At 67.3% G+C, this 23,006-nt stretch carries 21 protein-coding genes; 13 read left to right on the top strand and 8 right to left on the bottom strand.

The features are described from left to right. Positions 1 to 90 precede the first annotated feature (90 nt). The 4 genes from murI to rdgB are packed head-to-tail and all read left to right on the top strand — an operon-like array spanning position 91 to position 3,407. A complete protein-coding gene (gene murI / locus AC5RUM_RS18615) occupies positions 91 to 1,116 on the top strand; it encodes a glutamate racemase (RefSeq protein WP_400578391.1) in 1,026 nt (341 codons plus the stop codon). Next, positions 1,113 to 1,910 carry an MBL fold metallo-hydrolase gene (locus tag AC5RUM_RS18610; RefSeq protein ID WP_494036341.1) on the top strand — a complete coding sequence of 266 codons (798 nt, stop codon included), beginning with the start codon at positions 1,113 to 1,115 and terminating at the stop codon, positions 1,908 to 1,910. The genes murI and AC5RUM_RS18610 overlap by 4 nt, the downstream gene beginning before the upstream one ends. 46 nt (positions 1,911 to 1,956) lie before the next feature. Beyond that, a complete protein-coding gene (gene rph / locus AC5RUM_RS18605) occupies positions 1,957 to 2,715 on the top strand; it encodes a ribonuclease PH (protein WP_240460304.1) in 759 nt (252 codons plus the stop codon). 14 nt (positions 2,716 to 2,729) lie between these two features. Continuing rightward, positions 2,730 to 3,407, top strand: a complete 678-nt coding sequence (gene rdgB / locus AC5RUM_RS18600; protein ID WP_494036340.1) for an RdgB/HAM1 family non-canonical purine NTP pyrophosphatase — start codon at positions 2,730 to 2,732, stop codon at positions 3,405 to 3,407. 82 nt (positions 3,408 to 3,489) lie between these two features. Here rdgB and AC5RUM_RS18595 read toward each other — a convergent pair whose 3' ends face one another. After that, positions 3,490 to 4,257: a DedA family protein gene (locus tag AC5RUM_RS18595; RefSeq protein ID WP_309987298.1), complete on the bottom strand. Its 768-nt coding sequence runs from the start codon at positions 4,255 to 4,257 to the stop codon at positions 3,490 to 3,492. Positions 4,258 to 4,325: 68 nt separating this feature from the next. Here AC5RUM_RS18595 and AC5RUM_RS18590 point away from each other — a divergent pair, with 68 nt between their 5' ends. Together AC5RUM_RS18590 and AC5RUM_RS18585 are read left to right on the top strand one after the other, a co-directional pair. Next, a complete protein-coding gene (locus AC5RUM_RS18590) occupies positions 4,326 to 5,423 on the top strand; it encodes a 3'-5' exonuclease (protein ID WP_494036339.1) in 1,098 nt (365 codons plus the stop codon). Between the two features lie 9 nt (positions 5,424 to 5,432). Continuing rightward, positions 5,433 to 5,969: a DUF4395 domain-containing protein gene (locus AC5RUM_RS18585; protein WP_494036338.1), complete on the top strand. Its 537-nt coding sequence runs from the start codon at positions 5,433 to 5,435 to the stop codon at positions 5,967 to 5,969. Here the strand turns inward: AC5RUM_RS18585 and AC5RUM_RS18580 are convergent. Further along, positions 5,956 to 7,086 carry an ADP-ribosylglycohydrolase family protein gene (locus tag AC5RUM_RS18580; protein ID WP_494036337.1) on the bottom strand — a complete coding sequence of 377 codons (1,131 nt, stop codon included), beginning with the start codon at positions 7,084 to 7,086 and terminating at the stop codon, positions 5,956 to 5,958. The two genes, AC5RUM_RS18585 and AC5RUM_RS18580, sit on opposite strands and share 14 nt — an antisense overlap. 205 nt (positions 7,087 to 7,291) lie before the next feature. On the opposite strand from AC5RUM_RS18580, the gene AC5RUM_RS18575 reads away from it, so the two are divergent. From AC5RUM_RS18575 to AC5RUM_RS18560, 4 genes are all read left to right on the top strand, one after another. Next, positions 7,292 to 8,299: an aquaporin gene (locus tag AC5RUM_RS18575; RefSeq protein ID WP_494036336.1), complete on the top strand. Its 1,008-nt coding sequence runs from the start codon at positions 7,292 to 7,294 to the stop codon at positions 8,297 to 8,299. 72 nt (positions 8,300 to 8,371) lie between these two features. Further along, complete coding sequence (locus AC5RUM_RS18570; protein ID WP_494036335.1) at positions 8,372 to 9,553, top strand: exonuclease SbcCD subunit D; 1,182 nt, start codon at positions 8,372 to 8,374, stop codon at positions 9,551 to 9,553. After that, on the top strand, positions 9,550 to 12,579 hold the full coding sequence (locus AC5RUM_RS18565) for an AAA family ATPase (RefSeq protein WP_494036334.1): 3,030 nt from the start codon (positions 9,550 to 9,552) through the stop codon (positions 12,577 to 12,579). The genes AC5RUM_RS18570 and AC5RUM_RS18565 overlap by 4 nt, the downstream gene beginning before the upstream one ends. 129 nt (positions 12,580 to 12,708) lie before the next feature. After that, the gene (locus AC5RUM_RS18560) at positions 12,709 to 14,139 is read left to right on the top strand and encodes an MFS transporter (RefSeq protein ID WP_494036333.1); all 1,431 of its coding nucleotides are present in this window, start codon (positions 12,709 to 12,711) and stop codon (positions 14,137 to 14,139) included. Positions 14,140 to 14,236: 97 nt separating this feature from the next. Here the strand turns inward: AC5RUM_RS18560 and AC5RUM_RS18555 are convergent, their stop codons facing one another. After that, the gene (locus AC5RUM_RS18555) at positions 14,237 to 14,971 is read right to left on the bottom strand and encodes an IclR family transcriptional regulator (RefSeq protein WP_494036332.1); all 735 of its coding nucleotides are present in this window, start codon (positions 14,969 to 14,971) and stop codon (positions 14,237 to 14,239) included. A gap of 186 nt (positions 14,972 to 15,157) precedes the next feature. Here AC5RUM_RS18555 and AC5RUM_RS18550 point away from each other — a divergent pair, with 186 nt between their 5' ends. From AC5RUM_RS18550 to AC5RUM_RS18540, 3 genes are all read left to right on the top strand, one after another. Then, positions 15,158 to 15,688 (top strand): flavin reductase family protein, encoded by a 531-nt coding sequence (locus AC5RUM_RS18550; protein ID WP_494036331.1) that lies wholly within the window; start codon positions 15,158 to 15,160, stop codon positions 15,686 to 15,688. Between the two features lie 54 nt (positions 15,689 to 15,742). Further along, positions 15,743 to 17,197 (top strand): 4-hydroxyphenylacetate 3-monooxygenase, oxygenase component, encoded by a 1,455-nt coding sequence (gene hpaB, locus AC5RUM_RS18545; RefSeq protein WP_494036330.1) that lies wholly within the window; start codon positions 15,743 to 15,745, stop codon positions 17,195 to 17,197. Between the two features lie 153 nt (positions 17,198 to 17,350). Continuing rightward, positions 17,351 to 18,682, top strand: a complete 1,332-nt coding sequence (locus tag AC5RUM_RS18540) for an MFS transporter (RefSeq protein WP_494036329.1) — start codon at positions 17,351 to 17,353, stop codon at positions 18,680 to 18,682. 103 nt (positions 18,683 to 18,785) lie between these two features. Here AC5RUM_RS18540 and AC5RUM_RS18535 read toward each other — a convergent pair whose 3' ends face one another. The 5 genes from AC5RUM_RS18535 to AC5RUM_RS18515 form a co-directional block, all read right to left on the bottom strand. Beyond that, positions 18,786 to 19,526 carry a phosphoribosyltransferase gene (locus AC5RUM_RS18535; RefSeq protein WP_494036376.1) on the bottom strand — a complete coding sequence of 247 codons (741 nt, stop codon included), beginning with the start codon at positions 19,524 to 19,526 and terminating at the stop codon, positions 18,786 to 18,788. Between the two features lie 159 nt (positions 19,527 to 19,685). Beyond that, positions 19,686 to 20,513, bottom strand: a complete 828-nt coding sequence (locus AC5RUM_RS18530; RefSeq protein WP_494036375.1) for an alpha/beta fold hydrolase — start codon at positions 20,511 to 20,513, stop codon at positions 19,686 to 19,688. Between the two features lie 4 nt (positions 20,514 to 20,517). Beyond that, entirely contained in the window at positions 20,518 to 20,847 is a 330-nt protein-coding gene (locus AC5RUM_RS18525) for a biotin/lipoyl-containing protein (protein WP_494036328.1), read from the bottom strand. After that, positions 20,840 to 21,883, bottom strand: a complete 1,044-nt coding sequence (locus AC5RUM_RS18520) for an alpha-ketoacid dehydrogenase subunit beta (RefSeq protein ID WP_494036327.1) — start codon at positions 21,881 to 21,883, stop codon at positions 20,840 to 20,842. Before AC5RUM_RS18520 ends, AC5RUM_RS18525 begins: the two co-directional genes overlap by 8 nt. Then, the gene (locus AC5RUM_RS18515) at positions 21,876 to 22,913 is read right to left on the bottom strand and encodes a thiamine pyrophosphate-dependent dehydrogenase E1 component subunit alpha (RefSeq protein WP_494036326.1); all 1,038 of its coding nucleotides are present in this window, start codon (positions 22,911 to 22,913) and stop codon (positions 21,876 to 21,878) included. Before AC5RUM_RS18515 ends, AC5RUM_RS18520 begins: the two co-directional genes overlap by 8 nt. Between the last annotated feature and the right edge of the window lie 93 nt (positions 22,914 to 23,006).

Here is a 23,006-nt window from a genome sequence, read left to right as displayed (position 1 = left end):
GCGTGGGTTCCCAATTGTGACAAATTTGACACGAGGCGGACACCACATTTGATGGCCGCGCCTACCGGGAAGACCTATCCTCGAATAATCATGACTTCAGCATCGAGCACGGATCCGGCAGCAGGAGCTGCGCCGGATTCCGCAACGGCCATCGGCGGGACTCTGGGATCACTGCCGATCGGGGTCTTTGATTCGGGCGTCGGCGGACTCACGGTGGCACGGTCCATCATCGACCAGTTGCCGAACGAATCGATCCTCTACGTCGGTGACACGGCCCACGGGCCCTACGGCCCGCTCCCCATCGCCGAGGTGCGCGCCAACGCCCTGGGTGTCATGGATGAACTGGTGGATTCCGGCGTCAAGCTGCTCACCATCGCCTGCAACTCGGCGTCGGCCGCAGTCCTCCGGGACGCCCGCGAACGGTACACGGCCCGCTACGGGATACCCGTGATCGAGGTGATCCAGCCGGCCGTCAGGCGGGCCGTGGCGGCCACCCGCACCGGCCGCGTCGGCGTCATCGGCACCTCGGCCACCGTGGGTTCGCGTGCCTACGAGGACACGTTTGCTGCGGCCCCGGACCTTTCCATCACCTCCGTGGCCTGCCCCGCGTTCGTCAGCTACGTGGAGGCCGGTATCACCACCGGGCCCGAACTGCTGGCAGTGGCGGGGGAGTACCTTGAGCCGCTGAAGGCTGCGGGAGTGGACACCGTTGTGCTGGGCTGCACGCACTACCCCCTGCTGACCGGCGTCATTTCCTACGTCATGGGCGAGGACGTCACCCTCGTGTCCAGCGCCGAGGAAACGGCCAAGGACGTGTACCGCGCGCTCGCCAGCCGGGGCCTGGAACGGACTGCCGCCGCCGCGCCGGAACACAGCTTCATCGCCACGGGCGACGCCGGCCAGTTCGAGGCGCTGGCGCGCAGGTTCCTGGGGCCCGAGGTCTTAAGCGTCAAACATGTCGACCATGTGGCGGCACAGTATCCTACCGGCAGCCTGGCGCGCATTACGCCGGAGATGATCGCCGCCGCCCAGGGCGCGGCTGCCCGGCCGCGCATCTCGAACTTTGTGGGACAGGGTGCCGGCGGCAACCCCTCTTCCGGAGGTTCCGCCCTGTGAAGCTCACCATCGTCGGCTGCACCGGATCCTTCCCCGGCCCCGGCTCGCCCGCGTCCTGCTACCTGCTGACAGCGCACGACGGCGAACGCACCTGGAAAGTCGTCATGGACCTTGGCAGCGGAGCCCTCGGCGCCATCCAGCGCTACACGGACCTCGAGGACATCGACGCCATATTCCTGACGCACCTGCATCCGGACCACTGCATGGACCTGTGCGGCCTGCACGTGGCCGTGCGCTGGAAACCGGGCGGCTGGAACCGGGGGCGCATCCCGGTCTGGGGACCTGCCGCAACGGCCGACAGGATGGCCACCGCGTACGGCCTCGAACTCGACCCCGGCATGCACGAGGAATTCGACTTCACGAACTGGACCGAGCGCCAGTCCGTCACCGTGGGGCCCTTCACGGTGACGCCCTTCGCGGTGAACCATCCCGTGGAGGAGGCCTACGCGCTGCGCGTGGAGGCGACCGAACCCGACGCGGCCGGGGCGGCCGTGACGCGCGTCCTGACCTACTCCGGCGATACCGATTCGTGCCGCGGGCTCGAAGAAGCTGCCAAGGACGCTGACCTGTTCCTGTGCGAGGCGGCCTTCGAAGAGGGCCGCGACGACGGCATCAAGGACGTCCACCTGACCGGCAAGCGGGCCGGCGAGGCCGCTGCGGTGGCCGGCGCCCGCCGTCTGCTCCTGACGCACATCCCGGTCTGGACGTCGCAGACGAAGGTCATGGCCGAGGCACGTCCGGCTTTCGGCGGCGATGTCGCGGTTGCGGTCGCCGGAGTTCACTACACCGTCTGAGGCTTGGGGCGCCAGCCGCCAGCGGATAAATCGATAAGCTAAAGGCATGACTTCCGAAGCAACCACTGCCCCCGTCATCCGTGCCGACGGCCGCACCCCGGACCAGCTCCGCCCCATCAGCATCACCCGCGGCTGGTCCAAGCAGGCGGAAGGATCCGCCCTGATCGAGTTCGGCAACACCCGGGTGCTGTGCACGGCTTCCCTGACCGAGGGCGTCCCCCGCTGGCTAAAGGGCGAAGGCCGCGGCTGGGTCACGGCCGAGTACGCCATGCTCCCGCGCGCCACGAACACACGGTCCGACCGCGAGTCGGTCAAGGGCAAGATCGGCGGCCGCACCCATGAGATTTCCCGCCTGATCGGACGCTCGCTGCGTTCGATCATCGACACCAAAGCACTCGGCGAAAACACGATCGTTCTGGACTGCGACGTCCTCCAGGCCGACGGCGGGACGCGGACTGCCGCCATCACCGGCGCCTATGTGGCCCTCGCCGAAGCGATCCGCTTTGCCCGCGAGAACAAGATGATCGCCCGCAACGCCCAGCCGCTTGTGGATACCATCGCCGCCGTGTCCGTTGGCATCATCGACGGCGTTCCGATGCTTGACCTGCCGTACATCGAGGATGTCCGGGCCGAGACCGACATGAACGTCGTGGTGACGGGTTCGGGCAAGTTCGTCGAGGTGCAGGGCACAGCCGAGGGTGCCCCGTTCGACCGGGATGAGCTCAACAAGCTGCTCGACCTTGCACTTCTGGGGACTGAGCAGCTCGCAGCCATCCAGCGCGAGACCCTGGCCGAAGCGCCGTGACCGGCAAGGGAACCGTGAACGAAAACACCGCCGGCAGACATCCCGGCGCTCCCCGGCTCGTGCTGGCCACCCACAACAAGGGGAAGCTGCGGGAACTGCGCGAGCTGCTGCGCGGGCAGGTTCCCGGGCTGGACGTCGACACGCAGGTGGTGGACGCGTCCGCCGTCGGGGGCCCGGACGTGGCCGAGACCGGCGTAACGTTTGCGGAGAACTCGCTGCTCAAGGCTCGGGCCGTGGCCGAGGCCACCGGGCTGGTGGCGATCGCCGACGACTCCGGGCTGTCGGTGGACGTGCTCGGCGGGGCCCCGGGCATCTTTTCTGCCCGCTGGTCCGGGCGGCACGGCGACGATGCCGCCAATCTTCGGCTGCTGCTGGCCCAGCTCGCTGACGTGCCGGATGCCCACCGCGGCGCCGCCTTCGTGTGCGCAGCGGCCCTGGCAGTGCCGGCGTCGGCATCCGGCTCCGCGTCCGGGGACGGGGCACGCGAGGTGGTGGAATACGGCCAGCTCGCCGGCACTCTTTTGCGGGAACCGCGCGGTGAAGGAGGCTTTGGCTATGACCCCGTGCTCCAGCCCCTTGGGCTTGACCGCAGCTGCGCAGAACTCACCCCCGAGGAGAAGAATGCCATCAGCCACCGCGGGCAGGCCTTCCGCGCACTGCTGCCTGCCATAGTCGAAGCCCTCGCCGGCTAGGTCCCGTTAAACGGCCGTTCCCCGCATAGGCGTCGCTGGCCAGCAACGCCTATGCGGGGAACGGCCGTTCGTGTGTGAGGACCTACGGCGTCTTGCGTTCCTCTTCGGGTTCGTGCTCCTCGATGAACTCCTCCACCACATCCGTGCCGTACTTGGCAGCCTGGCGCTTGGCGGCCATTCCGCGGACGACCTCGATGCCGATCGGAATCACGGAGAGCAGGACGATCACGATGAAGATGATGTCCAGGTTCTCGCGGACCCACGGAATCCTGTCACCCAGCAGATAGCCCAGGAGCGTCACTCCGCCGCCCCACAGGAACGCGCCGATCACGTTGAAGAGGAAGAATTTCCGCTTGTCCATCTGGGCCACGCCGACGATGACCGGCACGAAGGTGCGGATGATGGGGACGAACCGGGCCAGAATCAGTGCCTTGCCGCCGTGCTTCTCAAAGAATTTGTGGGCGCTTTCAACATTCTCGTGCTTGAACAGGCGCGAATCCGGCTTGTTGAAGATCGCCGGGCCTGCCTTGGAGCCGATGAGGTAGCCGGTCTGGTTTCCGATGATGGCCGCCACGATGATGAGCGCCGCGAAGAGCCAGATGTTGAACTTGATCGTGTCGGTCGCGACGAGCAGGCCGGCGGTGAACAGCATGGAGTCGCCGGGCAGGAAGAACCCGATGAGCAGGCCGGTTTCGGCGAAGATGATTCCGCAGACCAGCAGCACCACCCACGGAGCCAGGGCGGGGTCGGCGAGGAAGACCTGGGGATTAAGCCAGTCGGGAAGGAACGAAGCCAGCTGCGGCTGGACCGGTCCGGCTCCTCCCAACATGGGCACGGCAAAGTCGCTGATGGCATTAAAGTTCACCTTCCAAGGGTACTTGACCTTGCCACTGCTCCCGCGGCGCTAAAGTTGAGCCCGTGAGTTTGGACTTTACGGCGATCGACTTCGAGACCGCCAACGGCTTTCGCGGTTCTCCGTGCGCCGTTGGCCTCAGCAAGGTCCGCGGCGGTGTGATCGTCGAGGAAGCGTCCTGGCTGATGAGACCGCCGGAAAACCACGACACGTTCGACTACCACAACGTGCGGATCCACGGCATCACGCCCGAAAAGGTTGCCGGCCAGCCGCGCTTCGGGGAGCTTTTCGCTGAAATCGGCGCATTTATCGGCGGCGACATCATCGCCGCGCACAACGCCGCCTTCGACCTGGGCGTCATCCGCTCCGGACTCGAGGTCTCCGGTCTGCCCGGTCCGGCGTACGACTACGTCTGCACCGTCATGTTGTCCCGGCGCTGCTACTCACTGGTCTCCAACTCGCTGCCCTTCGCTGCCGAAGAGGCCGGCGTGCCCCTGATCAACCACCACGATGCCGCCGAGGATGCGAGGGCCTGCGCCGGCATCCTGATCGACATCGCAGGCCGCAACCGGGCAAACAGCGTTGCGGAGCTTTACCTGTCACTCGGCCTGTCGATACCGCAGCAGCAGGCCTTTCACCCGGCCGCGGACGCCCTGTCCAAGGCGACCCTCACTGCCCTCGCCTCCGTCGGCAGTGACGGACCTGCCCGGCCCTTCCGAAGCGGATGGCCCCAGGAGGGGGACAACCCCTCGCCAAATCCGGACGCCGAACCCGGCAACCCGCTCTTTGGCCAGACGGTGGTGTTCACCGGCCAGCTGGCCATGCCACGGCCGGAGGCAAAAATCCGCTCCGCCGAGATGGGGGCCCGGCCGGAAAGCCGGGTCACCGCCCGGACCAGCGTCCTTGTGGTGGGCGACGGATTCGACGCCCGCGACCTCCGGTCGGGACGGCTCACCGGCAAGGCCAGGCGCGTGCTGGAGTTGCACGAACGGGGGCAGGCCATCGAGGTCCTGTCCGAGGGCGAATTCCTGCAGATGGTCGGCGGTGCTGCCGGCACGATGGATACCGGCATGATGGACGCCGGCATGATGGACGCCGGGCTGGCCGGGGCCGGAATTCATGTGGCGCAACAAAGCTTCCCCGTTGGGGCCCTCCGCTCCTAGCCTTGCTCCATGAGCAGACCAAGCGAGACCAGCTTTTCCCCGGCCACCGCAACGGGCGGGGTGGACTGGCGGGCGGTGTTCGCCTTTCCCAATCCGGTCAATGAGTACGCCGCCCGAATCACGGCCGGACTCGTGGTGCTGCTCGCCGCCGCCACCCTCCTCACCGGCTTCGGCTGGGGACTTGCCATCATTGCTGCCGGCTTCTGGCTCCGGGTGCTTTTCGGCCCCCGGATCTCTCCGCTGGCGCTGCTCTCAGTCAAGGTGCTCGCTCCACGGCTCGGCCGCCCCAAGCTGGTTCCCGGACCGCCCAAGCGCTTCGCCCAGGGGATCGGGGCCGCGGTCTCCACCGCAGCAGCGGTCCTGTTCTTTGCGGGCCTGGCACCCGCGGCCTGGGTGCTGCTCACCGTCCTCATCGCCGCTGCTTCGCTGGAGGCCTTTGCCGGGTTCTGCCTCGGCTGCGCGATTTTCGGCTTCCTGCAGCGCCAGGGCATGATCCCCGAGGACGTCTGCGAAGCCTGCAACAACATTTCCCTCAGGCAGTTGTAACAGCCACCAGCTGGTCCGCCATGGCACGGATCACCTCGGGTGCCTCGAGTGCCTCCAGCCAGTCCGCCGGGAGGCACGCTTCGCCGTAATAGGCGCCGAGGATATTTCCGGCGATCGACCCCGTTGAATCGCTGTCGCCGCTGTGGTTGACGGCCACGGCAATGGCTGCCTTGAAGTGCTCCACCGGAGTGGGCGCTGCCGCTTGGCCATCTGACGCTGTTGGACCACCTGCCGCTGTGGCCAGGACGGCGTAAAGCCCGACGGCGAGTGCCTCCTCCGCCACCCAGCCCTCGCCGAGTTCGCGGACCAGGTCCTCGGGGGCGAGCAGTGCGCGGGTTTCCGATCCCTGCGCGGCCGCTTCGCCGGCCCAGCGGATGGCGGCGTCGAGGCGCTCGCGGAGTTCCGGCACCGCTTCCGCATCGGACCGGACGTGGTCAGCGGCCAGCTGTGCGGCTTCCAGCAGGCCCTGCCCCTGGACCAGGGAATGGATCAGGAGGCTGAAGACCCCGGCGCTCTGGCGGGCCGAAGGGTGTCCGTGCGTCAGGGAGGCAGCATCCGAGCTCAGCTTGTAGACGGATTCGGCCGGAATGTGCGGGATCAGCCCGAACGGCGCCGACCGCATGACCGTTCCGCAGCCCTTCGAATCGGGGTTGACCGGACGGTACACCGTGCCCATCTCTCCGGTCGCCAGCCCGCTGAGGCAGGCAGCGCCGGGGGCCCTGCGGTGCCTGAGCACGTGCTGGCTGTCAATCCAGCGCTGCTGCGGCCTGGGTGCCGGATCCGGGGCCGACATGCCCTGGGTGTTGAGCCAGCGGAGATAGGCGAGCCACACGCAGGCGTTGGCATCGGCGCCCACCCCGGAATTCGCCCACTCCAGTGCCTCGACGAGCCCGTCCACCGTGTACAGCGTCATCTGCGTGTCGTCCGAAAAGTGGCTGCCGCCGTCGAGCGCCGCGAAGTCCTGCAACCCCTGCGGGCCGAACCGGCTCCGGATCGCGGCAATGGAGTCGAACTCGACGGCGTAGCCGAGGGAGTCTCCAAGGGCGCCGCCCAACAGGCAGCCGTGGATGCGGGACTTCGGGGACGGCGCGGCGGCAGTGCCGGGAACATTGCTCATGAAGGTAAATTTACCCGTCCGGGACGTCATGGTTCCGACCGCCAAAACGGGCCCTCCGCTGTGTGGCCTTCCTCACTCCCGAACGGGCCCGGCCGAGGGGCGCTAAGCTCGGATTCAGCAACCGTCCAGACTCGACTGGCAGACTGCAGAGGCTGACCCGGCACATGCCGGTGTTCCCGGCCGACAAACAAAGGATTCTCCGAACATGACCACGCCTGTGTCCGTATCCACGACCGACGCCGAGCCGCACCCGGGTGACCCCGGCCTCCGGCCCGGACTGCTTTCCCGGCTGGCGGCCGAAGCGTTCGGAGCCCTGTTCCTGGTCGTCGCCGGACTGGGCGTGCCGCTGTTTACCCTCCCGCAGTCGAACCCGCTGCCGGCGGCGCTGGCTGCAGGCCTGGCTGTGACGGCCGCGATGCTCGCCTTCGCCTATGTTTCCGGCGGGCACTTCAATCCGGCCATCACGCTCGGCAACCTCGTCGCGGGGCGGATCAGGGCAGGCCACGCCGCTGCATACGTCGGCGCCCAGCTGGCGGGTGCCGCCGCCGGCGCGCTGGCGCTGTTCGGCGTCCTCCGGACCATCCCCAACATCCCGGACACCCGGGCCGCCTTCGATACGGTCACTGCCGGTTTCGGCGAGCACTCCGTCATCCAGGCGTCCATGGCAGGTGTCCTCCTGGCCGAGGTCCTCGGCGCCGCACTGCTGGTCGCCGTCTTCCTCGGCACCACGGCACGCCGCAACGTCCACGCGGCGGCGGCACCGTTCGCCGTCGGTCTGTCGCTGGCGGTGCTCCTGCAGTTCGGCCAGGCCATCGGCAACGCTCCTTTCAACCCCGCACGGGCCACCGCCTCAGCGCTGTTCAGCAACAGCTGGTCGCTGGGGCAGCTGTGGCTGTTCTGGATCGCCCCGCTGGTGGGCGCGGCCATTGCCGGACTGGTTTTCCGGGGCTTCTCCGACAGCACGGCCGGCAAGCCTGCAACGGGTCCGGAGGGCGGCGTTGACGTTGAAGAGACTGGAGGGCCGGACGGCGGCGAAGAGGCCACTGAGGAGACGGCCGCCGGCACATCGGACAGCGGCACATCTGGCAGCCACACCCCTGACAGGGACACCTCGGACAGTAAGACACCGGGCCGTCCAGCCACGCCGGAGTCCAGGCCCGCGACTGCACCCGACGAGGCCCGCGACTTCTTCGACGGCCCTGGCCGCCAGTAGCCGCATCGTGGGCTTCGGACGCGCCCGGGCGCGGTCGGCAAAACTGTCAGTCCCTACGGATAGCTTAAAAACATGCGGTTACTGCACACTTCCGACTGGCACCTTGGCCGGTCCTTTCACGGCGTTGGAATGCTCGATGCCCAGCGTGGGTTTGTCGACCAACTGGTCGCCCGCGTCCAGGAACTGTCCGTCGACATCGTCCTCATCGCCGGCGACGTGTACGACCGCGCGCTGCCCGGAGTGGACGTTGTAGGCCTGCTCGACGACGCCCTGGTCCGGCTGACCGGGGCCGGAGCCCGGGTGGTGCTCACCAGCGGGAACCATGACTCCGCCATCAGGCTCGGCTTTGCATCCCGGCTCATGGAGCGGGGCGGCGTGCATCTGCGCACCCGGCTCGCGGAAATGGATACGCCGCTGCTGCTTCCGCTTGGGGGACGGCCGGACGATGGGCAGGGCCCGGCGCTGGCGATCTATGGCATACCGTGGCTGGAACCGCGGCTCGTCGCCGACCATCTCGGCGTGGAGACTGCCAGCCATTTCGAGGTCACCCGCGCGGCCACAAACCGTATCCGGGCAGACATCGCCCGGCGCAGCAGGTCGCGGGACGTCCACTCCGTGGTGCTGGCGCACACCTTCGCCAGTGGCGGAATCAGCTCGGACAGCGAGCGGGATCTCAGCATCGGGGGAGTCGGTGCCGTTCCGCTGGACCTCTTTACAGGCTTTAGCTATACCGCCCTGGGCCATCTGCACGGACGGCAGGCGCTGTCGCCTGAGGTGCGCTACTCAGGATCTCCGTTGGCCTACTCCTTCTCTGAGGCACAGCATCAAAAGGGCGGCTGGCTCATTGACGTTGACGAATCGGGCGTCACGGCGGTGGAGGCGGTTCACTGGGATGCGCCAAGAAAACTGGCCGTCCTCCGGGGAACCATTTCCGAACTCCTCGAGTCCGGTCAACATGCCTGGGCCGAGGACGCCTACTGCCAGGTGACTCTCACTGACGCCCAGCGCCCGGCCCAGGCAATGGAACGGCTGAGGGCGCGGTTCCCGGATACCCTCGTGCTCGGCTTTGACCCCGAAGGCGCCACGCCGTCGGCCAGGGTCAGCTACAGCAGCCGCCTCGCCGAAGCCGAAGACGACCTCTCGATCTGCTGCGGGTTCCTGGAGCACGTCCGCGGCCGTGAGCCCGACGACGCCGAGCGGAACCTGCTGGCCGAGGCGCTGGAAACCGTCCGCCTGCAAGGAGTATCGCTATGAGGATCCACCGGCTGGAAATCTGTGCTTTCGGGCCCTTCGCCGGCACGGAAACCATCGATTTTGACAGGCTCAGCGCCCACGGGCTGTTTCTCCTCAACGGTGCCACCGGTGCCGGGAAGACCAGCGTGCTGGACGCGATCTGCTACGCCCTCTACGGCTCGGTGCCCGGGGCGCGGCAGGACGGCAAGAGACTCCGCAGCGACCATGCCGAGGCAGCGACAGAACCCAGCGTCACCTGCGAGTTCACAGCCCGGGGCCGGCGCTTCGAGGTCTCGCGCTTTCCGGCGTGGGACAAGCCCAGCGCCCGCGGCCGGAACGGCTTCACCGCGCAGAAGGCCAAAACGCTCCTGCGGGAGCGGGTCGGCGGGGAATGGATTGAGAAGTCCGGCAGAAACGACGAAGCCGGCGGTGAGATCGCCGCGATTCTCGGCATGGACAGGGAGCAGTTCACCCGGGTGGTCATGCTGCCCCAGGGAGACTTCGCGGCGTTCCTGCGCTCAAAGGCCTCAGACCGGATGGACCTTCTGCAGAAACTCTTTGGAACGGAACGGTTTGAAGCCGTTGAGCGTGAACTGGCCCTGAAGGCTGCCGAAGCCGCCAAGGAAGTCAGCGGGCACAACGGCAGGCTTGCCCTTCTGGTGGAGCGGGCGCGGGCCGAGGCTGAGGCCTTGGGGCTGGAGCTCGGCGATGCTCCGGCTGCCGGCAAAGACACGGAACTTCTGGTTTGGCTCGAGGATGCCGCCTCACGCCGGGCAGCGGAGTTGGGCACCGCGGCAGAATCCTCCGATGCCCTCCACCGCGAGCACGCCGGCCGGCTCGAGGCCGAACTGGCCCGTGAAAGCCGCCAGTTGAAACTCGCCGCAGCGATGCGCCGAAAATCAGCAGCATGCGAGGCCGCCCCCGTCCTGGAACAGAACGCTGCCCGGCTTGCCCTGCACCGAAAAGCAGAAACCCTCGGGGGGCAGCTCAAAGCCGTGGCCGCGGCCGAGTCAGCCGTGGAGCGGTCAGCCAGCGCCATGGCACGCGCTGCAGCCGACCTTCAAGCTGCGGCCCGCACGGACGTTGAGCTGGCGCTCACAGACCCCGCAGACGTCGACACCGCCGCCGAGCTTGGCCGGCTGCGGGCGCTGCTGGCCGTCGTGAACGAGCGCGCGGCCGACGAAGACCGGCTCACAGTGTTGGCTGCGAGGAGCACAGACCTCACCGCCCGGCGCCAGGATCTGCTGCGTGCCACCGAGAACCAGGCCGAAACCCTCACCGCCCTCCGCACCGAAATGGAGCGGCTCCATGCCGGGCTGCAGCCACTGGCCCAGCTGGCAAGTGAGGCAGTGCTCCGGACCAAGGAGTCGATGGCTGCCGACGAGCTCGTGGACGTGGTCCGGCGCTACGGAGCTGCGGCCGGAAAATGTGCAGCCGCCACGGAGCGGCACCTCAAGGGCCGTGATGCATACCAGGAGTCCCGTCAACGATGGCTCGACATACGTGAGCAGCGGCTGGCCAACGCCGCCGCGGAACTGGCGGCCCATCTGGAAGCCGGGGAACCGTGCCCCGTCTGCGGCGGCACCGAGCATCCGGATCCCGTGCCCGCCGCAGCCTCGGTCCGGGGCCTTGCCGAGGAGGAGGAACGGGCCAGGGAGGCCTGCGATGCCGCAGAGTTGAGTCTCGCTGCCCTGGATGCCGAGCTTGCTGCAGCCCGGCAGGAGGTTGCCGTATTGGCGGGGCAGGGTGGAGACACTGATCCGGCTGACGCAGCCGAAGCAGCCAAGGTTGCCCGCGCAGCGGCAGCTGAAGCGGAGGCCGCGGAGGTGCAACTGGCCGAGGCCAGGGCACGGTACGAAGGCCTCGAGGACCGCGTCACCGCCACAGAGCAGGCACGAACCGAGGGCCTGTCGCGCAGCGCGCAGCTGGAATCCACGCTGGCCGAATTGGACCAGCAGTCAACAGCCCTTGAATCCGCGCTTGCCGCGTTGCGGGCCGGGTACCCCAGCCTGCGCCGGCGCTCCGCCGGCATCGGCGAAACGATTGCCGTCCTGGAACGGGCTGCCTCTGCCCACTCCACGTGGGAGCTGGCATCCGCCCGCTTGGATGAAGCGCACGCCCAGCTCGAGCTTGCCCTGCCGGAAACCGGTTTCGGCACCGCCGCCGAAGCCCATGGGGCCCTGCTGGACCCGGAGGACGCTGCGCGCCTGGAAGCGGCAGTCCTGGCGGGAAGGGACGAACAGGCGCGGCTGGAGGAACTGTTCGCGAGTGAGGAGCTGATCCTCGCCGAGGAAGAGCACGCAGCCGGCATCACAGCCGAGGCGGGGGAAACAGACCGTCTGCGGGCCGAGGCCGAACGGGCAGCCGGAGAGGCGAAAGATCTTGCGCTCGCCGCTGGGCTGGCAGCGCAGAAGTGCACAGCATTGCGCGGTCTGCGGGAAGATTACGAGGAGCTGGCCGAATCAGGACGGACTCCGCGTGATAGGGCAGAGCGCCTGTCCGCATTGGCGGACTCCGTTCGGGGCGGCGGCGACAACAGCTACCGCATGAGCCTCAACAGCTATGTTCTGGCGGCCCGGCTGGAACAGGTTGCCGTCGCTGCGTCAGAGCGGCTGGTCGCCATGAGCGACGGCCGGTACACGCTCCAGCACACGGATGCGAAAGCCGCGCGGGGCGCAAAATCCGGGCTGGGACTCGAAGTGGTGGATGCGTGGACCGGCCAGCGGCGCGACACGTCCACCCTCTCTGGCGGGGAGTCCTTCATGGCCTCATTGTCGCTCGCGCTAGGTCTGGCAGACGTTGTGCAGCACGAGGCGGGCGGTGTGGACATTGAGACGCTGTTTGTGGACGAGGGCTTCGGCAGCCTCGATGAGCAGGCCCTTGAGCAGGTCATGGACGCCCTCGAGGGACTGCGCGATGGCGGTCGCGTCGTCGGGCTTGTCAGCCACGTGGCGGAAATGAAGCAGCGGATCGGCACCCAACTGCAGGTGGTGAAGGGCCGCAACGGTTCCACCCTCCACATCTCCGATGCCGTCATGGCAGCCTGACACACCGCGCGGCGGACACCAGGTCCGGTGGCACCGGTCCTTTACAACGCGTCCAGTACAATCGGATAGTCACCGGGTTTCGCGCATCGGGAGGGGGGACGGTGCGCACGACTGAACGAGCCCGGAAACATGACAACTTCCACAGCGCCCAAGCGCCCCTCCCAAAATTTCCCCACCCAGAATGTCCAGGCGGACACCGCACCTGCCGACCCTGTACCCGCCCCTTCCGGCGGCAGGTTCGCCCGGCTGGCGCAGCTGGCCGGTAAGGGCTTCATTCCGCTCGGCCTTTTCGCGCGCCTCCCGCTTGCCATGCTGACTGTCGGAACGCTGACCCTGGTCACATCCATGAGCGGCTCATATGCCACTGGCGGCGCAGCGGCCGGAGCGGTGGGGATCGGCTCGGCCGTCGGGGCGCCTGTCCTGGGCGCCCTCGCCGACCGCCGTGGCCAGCGCGCCGTGCTGCTGGTGGCGGCCGCCCTGAATGCCCTGGCCGTCCTCATGCTGATTGCCCTGGCCCATACGCTTCCCGGCACAGGCAGTCCCGCTGCCGGCAGTGTTGTTGCCGGGGTTTCCGCTGCAGCCGCGCCGGTCCTTGCGGCCGCGCTGCTCGCCGGTTTCAGTTGTCCCCAGGTAGGACCCCTGGCCCGCGTCAGATGGGTGGCCTTGACGTCAGGCGGAAGCCGCAAAGGCAGCGGCCCTGATCTGGATACGGCGCTGGCGTATGAAGGCACCGCGGACGAACTGACCTTTGTCCTCGGGCCGGCCCTCGTGGGGATGCTCGCCAGCCTGGTGGCGCCCTGGCTGCCGCTGGCTCTTGCCGCGGCGCTGACCATCACACTCGTGCCGGCCTTCGCAATGCACCGGACGCACCTGGCGGTTCCACACAGGACCGCCGCGCCACGCAATTCCTCCGGTGCCGTGAAACGCGGCTCCGCCGCGGCAGGCACTGCCCGGCGCGGCAGGTGGGCAAACATCGCCGCCGTCGCTGTTCCGGTGCTGGCGATGATCTGCATGGGCACCTTCTTCGGCTCCACGCAGACGGCCCTGAGCTCCTTCTCCGAAGCCTTCGCGACAACCGAGGCTGCCGGCCTCCTGTACTCCGTGATGGGGCTGAGTTCGGCGGCGGCGGCGATTACGGTGGCTTACTGGCCGGCCAGGTTCACCGCCTCAGCGCGTTGGCTGGCCTGCGCCGCCGTCATGGCGGGACTGTCAGCGCTGCTGCTCCTGCCGGACTCTGCGTGGACCATGGTCCTGGTGCTGCTGGTCCTCGGCCTCCCGGTCGGGCCCGTCATGGTGACCGTCTTTGCGATCGGCGGAACGGTGGCGCCTGCCGGGCGTCTCGGAACGGTGATGACGGCGCTGGCCAGCGGCATTGTGGCCGGCACGGCACTAGGGTCATGGATCGCCGGCCAGCTGGCCCAGGACCATGGCTACACGGCGGCCTTCAGTGTTGCGGTGGCGGCCGCAGTGGCGCTGTTCGTGCTCGGCGCGCTTGCCGCCGTCGTCGTCCGCTGCATCCCGCGCAGCCAGGCGAATCCGGCGGCAGCACCCGTCTCCTGAACGTCCAGCTGCTTCCGGCGTCACAGCTGAACAGCGTCAAAGTTAACAGCGTCACGGCCTGACAGCGGCGCACGAAGTGCGGCCGGTGCCGGCAGGATCAGGCGAGCTGCGCTTCGATCCGCGCGGCGCTCTCGGTGAGTGCCGCGGCAACATCGGCGGGGTCCTGGGACGAGCGGATGTAGACGACGGCGACCGCTGCCGGCCGTCCTCCCGGCACCCTGACGGGGGCGGCCAGCGAGGAAACCCCAGCAATGACTTCATCGTGGCTTGCAGCGTAGCCCCGCGCGCGCGCCTCCGCAGCCTCCGCACGGTACGGCACTCCGGGGGCCAGCCGGTTCCAGTCGTCTTCCTGCAGGGCCGACTGGATGGCGATGCCGGGAGCCCCGCTGCTGATGGGATGCCGGGAACCGGGGTGCTGGACCACCGTGGCGGCAGAGTGCCGCGGCTCCACCGTGACGAGCGTGACGCAGTCCTGGTGGTCCCAGACGGCAATGAATGCTGTCATGTTGAGGGCATTGGCAAGCTGGGTGAGTTCAGGGAGGGCCGCCGTCTGGAGGTTGCGGGAGACTCCCCTTGCCAGGACAGCCAGGCCGGGACCGGGCTGCACCCTGCCGGCGTCGTCCCGGACCAGCAGCGAGTGGTCCTCGAGGGTCCGCAGGATCCGGTACGCGACTGAGCGGTGGACGCCCATGGCGTCCGCGAGTTCGGCGATCGTAAGGGGATTCTCGGCTTCGGCCATGATTTCCAAGGCCCGGATGCCCCTGGAAAGCGTCTGCGACGGGGAGACCGGGGCTTGCGCGGCCCGTGCACCGGCGCTGGCGATTGGATTCATGCTGTCCATCCTAGGCGGGGGAAGGGGCGGATTATTCCCGGGTCTTGTGTTGGGGATCACGTTCGGCTAGCGTTCCATATAGGAATCGCAAGTTCAACTATAGAATACTCCTTTGAGTACGCCGCCGGTGCTGCACCACCGGCGGTCCTTCACCGGACTCACTCCCCGTCACACAAGGAACCGAGGATGATTGCGAAGCCGGAAGCGGCCCCGGAAGTTCCGGGGCGGACCTCGGTTCCGCGCGCCCACAGCTTCCGGGGCAGCCTGGGCAGGTTCGCCACCGGCGTCGCGATCGTCACGTTCGACGGCGTTACCAAGCGCCATGGCATCACGGTGAACTCGTTCACTTCGGTGTCCATGGAGCCGCCGCTGGTGCTGGTCAGCATTGCCCGGACCAGCACGGCGCACGATGAGCTGGCCGGGCGCCCGTTCACCGTCAACATTCTGGGGGCGGAACAACGTCAGCTGGCGATGCACTTCGCCGGCCGCCCGGGTCCCGAACCGCTGTGGGTGGAGAGCGCGACTGCGCCGCGCCTGTCCAACGTTTTGGCTTGGTTTGAATGCAAGCCGTGGGCGGCGTACGACGGCGGCGACCATACGCTCTACCTTGGCGAAGTCGTGGACTTCAACTACCGCAACGGGGACGCGCTGGCCTTCGCCAACAGCGCGTTCACCACCATCCCGGAAAGCCAGCTGGGCATGGAAGACCTCCTCTGACGCGCAGCCCCCGCCCGAACAACCTGCAGTTCAACGACGACTGGAGACAGAACAATGGGAATCCGCACCGGCCAGCAGTATCTCGACAAACTCAACGCCATGACACCGCACGTCGTGATTGACGGCGACGCCGTCAAGGAGAAAGTTGCGGAGCACCCGGCCTTCCGCAACGTGGCGAGGTCCTACGCGAAGCTGTTCGACATGCAGCACGATCCGCAGCACCAGGAAGCGCTGACCTACACATCCCCCACCACGGGGGACCTGGTCAACGCCTCCTTCCTGGTTCCCAAAACCGTGGAAGACCTGCGCCACCGGCGGCGCGCGTTTTCCACCTGGGCGGAGGCGTCCAACGGTTTCCTGGGGCGCACCGGGGACTACATGAACTCCTCCCTGACGGCACTCGCCACAGCCGGGAAGTGGTTCTCCCAGGCTGACCCGAAATTTGCCGAGAACATCCGCAACTACTACGAGTGGGCGCGCGAGAATGATTCGCTGGCAACCCACACGCTTATCCCGCCGCAGGTCAACCGGTCAGTGTCCGGCTCCGAACAGCTCGGCGGCCAGCTCTCCGCGCATGTTGTCGAAGAGCGCAGGGACGGGATCGTCATCCGCGGTGCCCGCATGCTGGCCACCATAGCTCCCATCGCCGACGAGCTGCTCGTCTTTCCGTCTACGGTGTTGCGCGGCACGCCAGAGGACGCGCCGTACTCCTACGCCTTTGCCATTCCCAACGACACGCCGGGACTCCGGTACCTGTGCCGCACCTCGCTCTACAACGGCGGCAGCACCCACGACGAGCCGCTGGCCTCCCGCTACGAGGAAATGGATGCCGTGGCCATTTTCGACGACGTCTTCGTCCCGGGTGAACGCATTTTCATGCTCGGGAACCCGCAGCTCTGCAACGCCTTCTATACCGAGACCGGTGCGGGCGCACTCATGACACACCAGGTGGTGACCCGCACGGTTGCCAAGAGCGAGTTCTTCCTTGGACTGGCGTCCGAGCTGGCGGATTCCATCGGCATCGACGGCTTCCAGCACATCCAGGAGGACATCGCAGAACTGATCATCGACGTCGAAATCGGCAAAGCCCTGGTGCGCGCCTCGGAGGCTGACGCCGAGCTGAACGATGCAGGCGTCATGCTGCCGAAATGGAGCACGCTCAACGCCGCGCGCAACTGGTACCCGAAGGTCGCCCAGCGCTTTCCCCAGATCATCCGCAAGTTCTCGGCCTCCGGACTCATGGCGCTCCCTGGTGAAGCAGATGTCAACAGCGGGGCGAGGGCGGACATTGACCTCTACCTGCAGGGGAAGACGCTCACGGGGCCAGAGCGGGTGCGCCTCTTCAAGTTGGCCTTCGACGCCTCCATCTCCGGCTTCTCGGGCCGGCAGTCCCTCTATGAGTACTTCTTCTTCGGCGACCCCGTCCGGATGGCCGGGGCCCTCGTCAACACCTACAACCGCGAACCGGTCAGGGCCAGGCTGCGCGAATTCCTGAAACGGACGGATTGATCCATTCGGTTATAAATCCATCCGGGCGGAAATTTTCAGTGTGCTTTGTCACATTTTCATAGTATCCTCTTACTAACTGACCGTTCGATCAGTAAATCTCTCTGCATCCAATCCCGGCAGTACTCTTTAGCTGCCCCCAGCCACGGAGTTTCAATGACCGCATTTTCCACCGTCGATTCAGAGGCGGGCCCCAGCAGCAAGCGCGAGGAACGGAAAGTCCTTGCCGGGACGCTGGTCGGCACCACCATCGAGTGGTACGACTTCTTCATCTTCGCCCAGCTGACGGCAACGTTGCTGTCGCCGCTGTTCCTCACGCCGCTGCAGGCCTCGAATCCCGGCCTGGCGCAGATACTCTCCTTCGCCCTGATTGGCATCAGCTTCCTGTTCCGCCCGCTCGGCGCAGTCATCGCCGGCCACCTCGGCGACAGGTTGGGGCGAAAGGCCATGCTGGTCTTCACGCTCATCATGATGGGTGCCGCCACAGCCCTGATCGGCATGTTGCCGACCTACGCCCAGATCGGGGTATGGGCTCCGATCCTGCTCATCACCCTCCGCATCATCCAGGGCTTCTCCGCCGGCGGCGAATGGGGCGGCGCGGCGCTGATGGCCGTGGAGCACGCGCCGAAGAGCAAGCGCGGACTGTTCGGCGCCTATCCCCAGATCGGCGTTCCGGTCGGGATGATCCTGGCCACCGGCCTGCTGTTCTTCCTCAACTCGAGCATGTCAAGGGAGGACTTTGCTGCCTGGGGATGGCGTGTGCCCTTCCTGCTCTCCATCGTGCTGATTGTCGTCGGCTATCTGATCCGGCGGGCTGTCGCCGAGAGTCCCGTGTTCAGGGAAATGGCCGTGCGCAAGGCTGAAAGCAAGGCGCCGCTGGGCCAGCTCATCCGCCACCACAAGAAGTCGGTTCTGTATTCCACGATGATCTTCATCGGCAACAACGCGGCAGGCTACCTGCTGATCGCCTTCTTTATCGCGTACGCCACCAGGTCGCTGAAGATGCCTGTTCCGCCGGTGCTGCTGGCCACCACCCTGGCGTCCTTCGGCTGGCTGATCTTCACGCTGGTCGGCGGGTGGCTGTCGGACAAGATCGGGCGGGTCAAGACCTTCCTCATCGGCTACGGCATCGTCTTCGCCTGGATGATCCCGATGTTCGCCCTCATCGACACCAGGGACATCGTGCTCTACGGCGTCGCGCTGTTCGTTCTGACGATCGGCCTGGGCCTGTCCTACGGACCGATGTCAGCCATGTACGCGGAGATGTTCCCGGCGAACGTCCGCTACTCGGGCATCTCCATCGGGTACGCCTTCGGTGCCATCCTTGGCGGCGCCTTCGCCGCGACGATCGCGGAGTCGCTGCTCCAAGCCACGAACTGGACCGGATCCATCGGCATCTACATCATGGTCCTCTGCGTCATCTCCGCTGTCGGCGTGCTTCTCGCCAAGGAAACCAAGGGCCGACCGCTGGGCATCAGCCATCACTGACGCCGATGCCGCACACCTAGAGTAAGTTCGCAAAGACTGCGGGCCCGGGCCGGAGGTCCGGGCCCGCAGCCGTGACTCGCAGCCGCCACACAGGAAATCAGACTCAGGCGTTCGCGCCGTGCAGCAGGCCTATGGCGTCATCGTCGGTCAACTGTTCGAAGCGCCGGTAGAAATTTCCCACAGCATGGAACTTGCCCGGCAGATGGAGGCACAACACATCGCAGACCCGCGAGAGGGACCGTTCCGCCTCGATCGAACCCACGGGGGCCGCAGCCACTACGCGTGCGGCGCCGGCGGCCCGGGCCGCCTCCACTGCGGCCCGCATGGTGGCGCCGGTGGCGAGGCCGTCGTCGACCAGCAGCACGGTCTTGCCGCCCAGCGGCAGGTGGGCGCCGGGATAGGAGCCGGCGCGGCGCATCAGTTCGTTCCGTTCGCGGTGTTCCACCAGGTCGAGCCATTCCTGCCTGGCGCCGGTCTCAAGGATGCGCTCCACGAGCGGCCGGTTGAGCAGCCGGACAATCCGGCCGGTCTCAGCGCTTCCGGCTTCAGACTCCGGAGATCCGGTCTCGCTCCCGCCCTCTTCCTCCCCGGACGTGCCGGAGGCCGCTATCGCCCGCGCGTAGGCCAGGGCGCCGAAGGCCGTCTCCTCATGGCCGGGGATGCCGAGCTTGCGGACCAGGAGGGCGCCGTAGGGAAGGTCGAGTGCCGCGGCGGCGGCGGCCGCCACAGGGATGCCGCCCCGCGCGAGCCCGAGCAGCACGGTGTCCGGTTGGCCGCGGAATTGCGGGAGGGCCGCGGCAAGGCGCCTGCCGGCATCTTCCCGGTCCTCAAAAACCATGCCCATGGGATCCTCTTCCGGTTTCTCCACCAGTCAAATCCAGCCTACCGCCGTCGCCTATCCAAGGACCCCTGCCTATCCAAGGACTGTGCCAGCCCAAAGAATCCCTGCTCGCCCCAAGAACCTGTGCCAGCCTGGACAACCCGGGACGCCGGGGCGGCCGGCCTAGCTGCCCAGGAAGCCGACGGCGGCCTGCTTGAAGGCGCGGCTGGTGATGGCGCTGGTGTGGTTCCGCCCGGGCAACACGAGCTGCTCCGCCATGGAACCGGCTTTGGCGGCCAGCTCCGCGAGCTGCGGCAGGGACGCCGCGCGCTCGTCGTTTTCACCGGCCACGAGCAGCATGGGCATGTGCGGCACGGCTTCTGCTGGGTCGTAGGGCTCGGTCTTTATGGCCTCCACCAGAGACAGCAGGGCGAAGATATTGTTGCTCGGCAGTGCCTGGGCCATTTTGAGGAGCCCGGCGGTGGACTCGTCCTCAATCGGCGTGCCGTCGGCCAGGTAGTGCTGGGCGGCAACGAGGTCGAATTCGGCGAGCGGATCAGCCATGTTCGGTCCGCCCAGGACCAGCCGGTGCACGAGCTCCGGCTGGGTGGCGCCAAACTCCCAGCCGAGCCGGGAACCCAGCGAGTAGCCGATCACGTCCAGCCCGCTGGAAGGGTCACCGGCCTCGACAGGCCGGGCGCCGGCGTCGAACGCTATCTGCAGGAGATCCGCACGGATCCGGCTCGGCGAGTAGGAGTCCATGTCTTCGGGAGCGCCGCTGCGGCCGTGTCCCGGCAGGTCCACCGTGATTACCCTCCGGCCCGCCTCCAGGAGGAACGCGAGCCAGCCGGTGTCCTCCCAGTTGAGCTTGCTGGAGGAGGAGAATCCGTGGATCAGCAGGATGGGCCGGAGCCCGGCGTCGGTGTTGGGCTCGTGCACAGCGACGTACAGCTGGGGATCGGTCCCCTCCACCGTGTGCAGGTGCTGTTCGCCGGTGTGTCTGCCGCTCATCATGTCAGTCCTCATCAAGTACGGCGCTCAGGCGGACCCGGCGCTTCGGTGCTTCTTCCGTCGGGACCGTGCCCACGATGCCGGCGGTGTTGTCCGGCACCTCAAACACAATCAGGGGCTCGCCGACATTGATTTTGTCGCCGGGCCCGCCGTGGATACGCACCACCTTACCTGCCTGCGGGCTGGGCAATTCAACAGCGGATTTCGTGGTTTCCACCTCGACGAGCGGCTGGTTGCGCTCCACCTGGTCGCCCGGGGAAACGAGCCATTCCAGCACGGTCGCCTCGATGAGGCCTTCGCCGAGGTCCGGCAGCGGGAAGGTGATTTCAGCCACGTCGATACTCCAATACCCGCTGGATGCCGAAAAGAATCCGGTCAATGTTGGGAATGTACTCATCTTCCAGGTCCCCGGACGGGTACGGAACGTCAAATCCCGTCACGCGCTCCACGGGGGCTTTGAGCGTGTCGAAGCAGCCCTGCGTGACCAGCTGGGCAACTTCGGCCCCGAGGCCGGAGGTCAGGGGCGCTTCATGGACGACGACGGCGCGCCGCGTCTTTCGCACGGATGTCACCAGGGTGGCGGCGTCGATGGGTTTGAGCCAGCGCAGGTCCAGGACCTCGACGTCGATGCCGTCCTCGGCGGCGAGGTCCGCCACCTGCAGGCAGCGGGCCACCATCGCACCCCAGGCAACGAGTGTGACGTGCCGCCCTTCCCGCATGACTTTGGCGCCTGTGGGCGCACCGCCGCCGGCGGCACTCAGGTCGACGTCGCCCTTCTGCCAGTAGCGTGACTTCGGTTCCATGAAGATCACCGGGTCGGGCCGGGTGGCGGCGTACTTGAGCAGGTGGTACGCCTCGTGGGGGTTCGACGGCGAGACAACCTTCAGGCCCGGGACGTGGGCGAAGAGTGCCTCCAGGCTTTCGCCGTGGTGTTCAGGGGCGCGGATGCCGCCGAAGCTGGGAACGCGCAGCGTGATGGGCATCGGCAGGGCGCCGCGGCTGCGGTAGTTCAGCCGGGCGATCTGGCAGACGATCTGGTTGATGGCGGGATAGGCGAAGCCGTCGAACTGGACTTCCGGGATCGGGTGGAAGCCGGCCATGGCGAGTCCGGCGGACATGCCGAGGATGCCGGACTCCGCCAGCGGGGTGTCGAAGACGCGGCTGCCGCCGTGTTTCGCCTGCAGCCCGTCGGTGATGCGGAAAACACCGCCCAGCCGGCCGCAGTCCTCGCCGAAGACCACGGCCCTGGGGTTCTCGGTGAGGATCTCGTCCAGTGCTCGGTTCAGCGCCTGCTGCATGGAGAGCGTGAGGGTGGCTCCGCTCCGGCTTCCTGTCATGGTCGCCCCGTCCTCAAGAATTCCATTAGACATGTTCTGACTCCTCGCGCCAGCTGGCGGCCTGGGACTGCAGTGTGGGCGTTGTTTCCTGGAACACCAGGTCAAACATCTCGCTGCCCGGCCGCGGACCGAGCGCTTCGAGGCCTTCGCGGATCTTTTCCGCTTCGGCGACGGCGGAGGCCTCCGTCCGGGCGAAGAACCCTTCGTCGGCGACACCGTCAGCCAGCAGTCGCTGCCGGAATCGGCGCAGCGGATCCTCGCCCGCTCCCTCGCGTTCCTCGTCCAGTGAGCGGTAGCGTCCCGGATCGTCCGAGGTGGAGTGCGGGCCCCGGCGGTAGGTCATGGCCTCGATGATCACCGGGCCATTCCCGGTCCGGCAGTGGGCGAAGGCGCGCCGGGCGGCTCCCAGGACCGCGAGGACGTCGTTGCCATCGATCTGAACACCCGGAATGCCGTAGCCGGCGCCGCGCGCCGCAACTGAGCCGCCGGCCACCTGGCGCTCGGTGGGCAGGGAGATGGCCCAGCCGTTGTTCTGGACGAAGAACACCACCGGGGCCTTCAGCACAGCCGCGAAGTTCATGGCCTCGTGGACGTCGCCCTGCGATGATGCACCGTCACCCAGGTACGTCATTGCCACGGCGTCGCTGCCGTCCAGCGTCTGGCCGTGGGCCCAGCCCACCGCGTGCAGCACCGAGCCGGCCACGACTGCCTGGATCGGGGCGAGGCGCCACTTCCTGGGATCGTACAGCCCGCCATGCCAGGTTGCCTTGTGCGTGGACATGTACTCCACCATGTTGACGCCCATGGCACGGGCGACGCCCATCTCGCGGTACGTGGGAAAGACGAAGTCCCGGGCGGTGTCCACGGCGTACGCGCTGCCCACCTGGGCAGCTTCCTGGCCCAGCTCCGGAGCGTAGCCGGGAATGATGCCCTGGCGCTGCCAGGCGACAGCCGCGACATCAAGGTGGCGGACCGCGGCCATGAGCGAGTACAGCTCGCGCAGCTCGTCGGGCGTGGGCGGGGCAGCGGCGCTGCCGTCAGCCGGCAGGGGCAAAGTGTCCATAGCTGTGACCCTAGTCATAGCCTTGGTGCCCGGCAATCAACACACAGCGGGCTCATCAGACTGTCAGGACTGCGCAGTAAAACGCCGGCCCTG

This window comes from Arthrobacter sp. B2060 (assembly GCF_059090445.1).
Note: the sequence above shows the minus strand (reverse complement) of the source record. Positions and strands in the feature narration are given on the sequence as shown.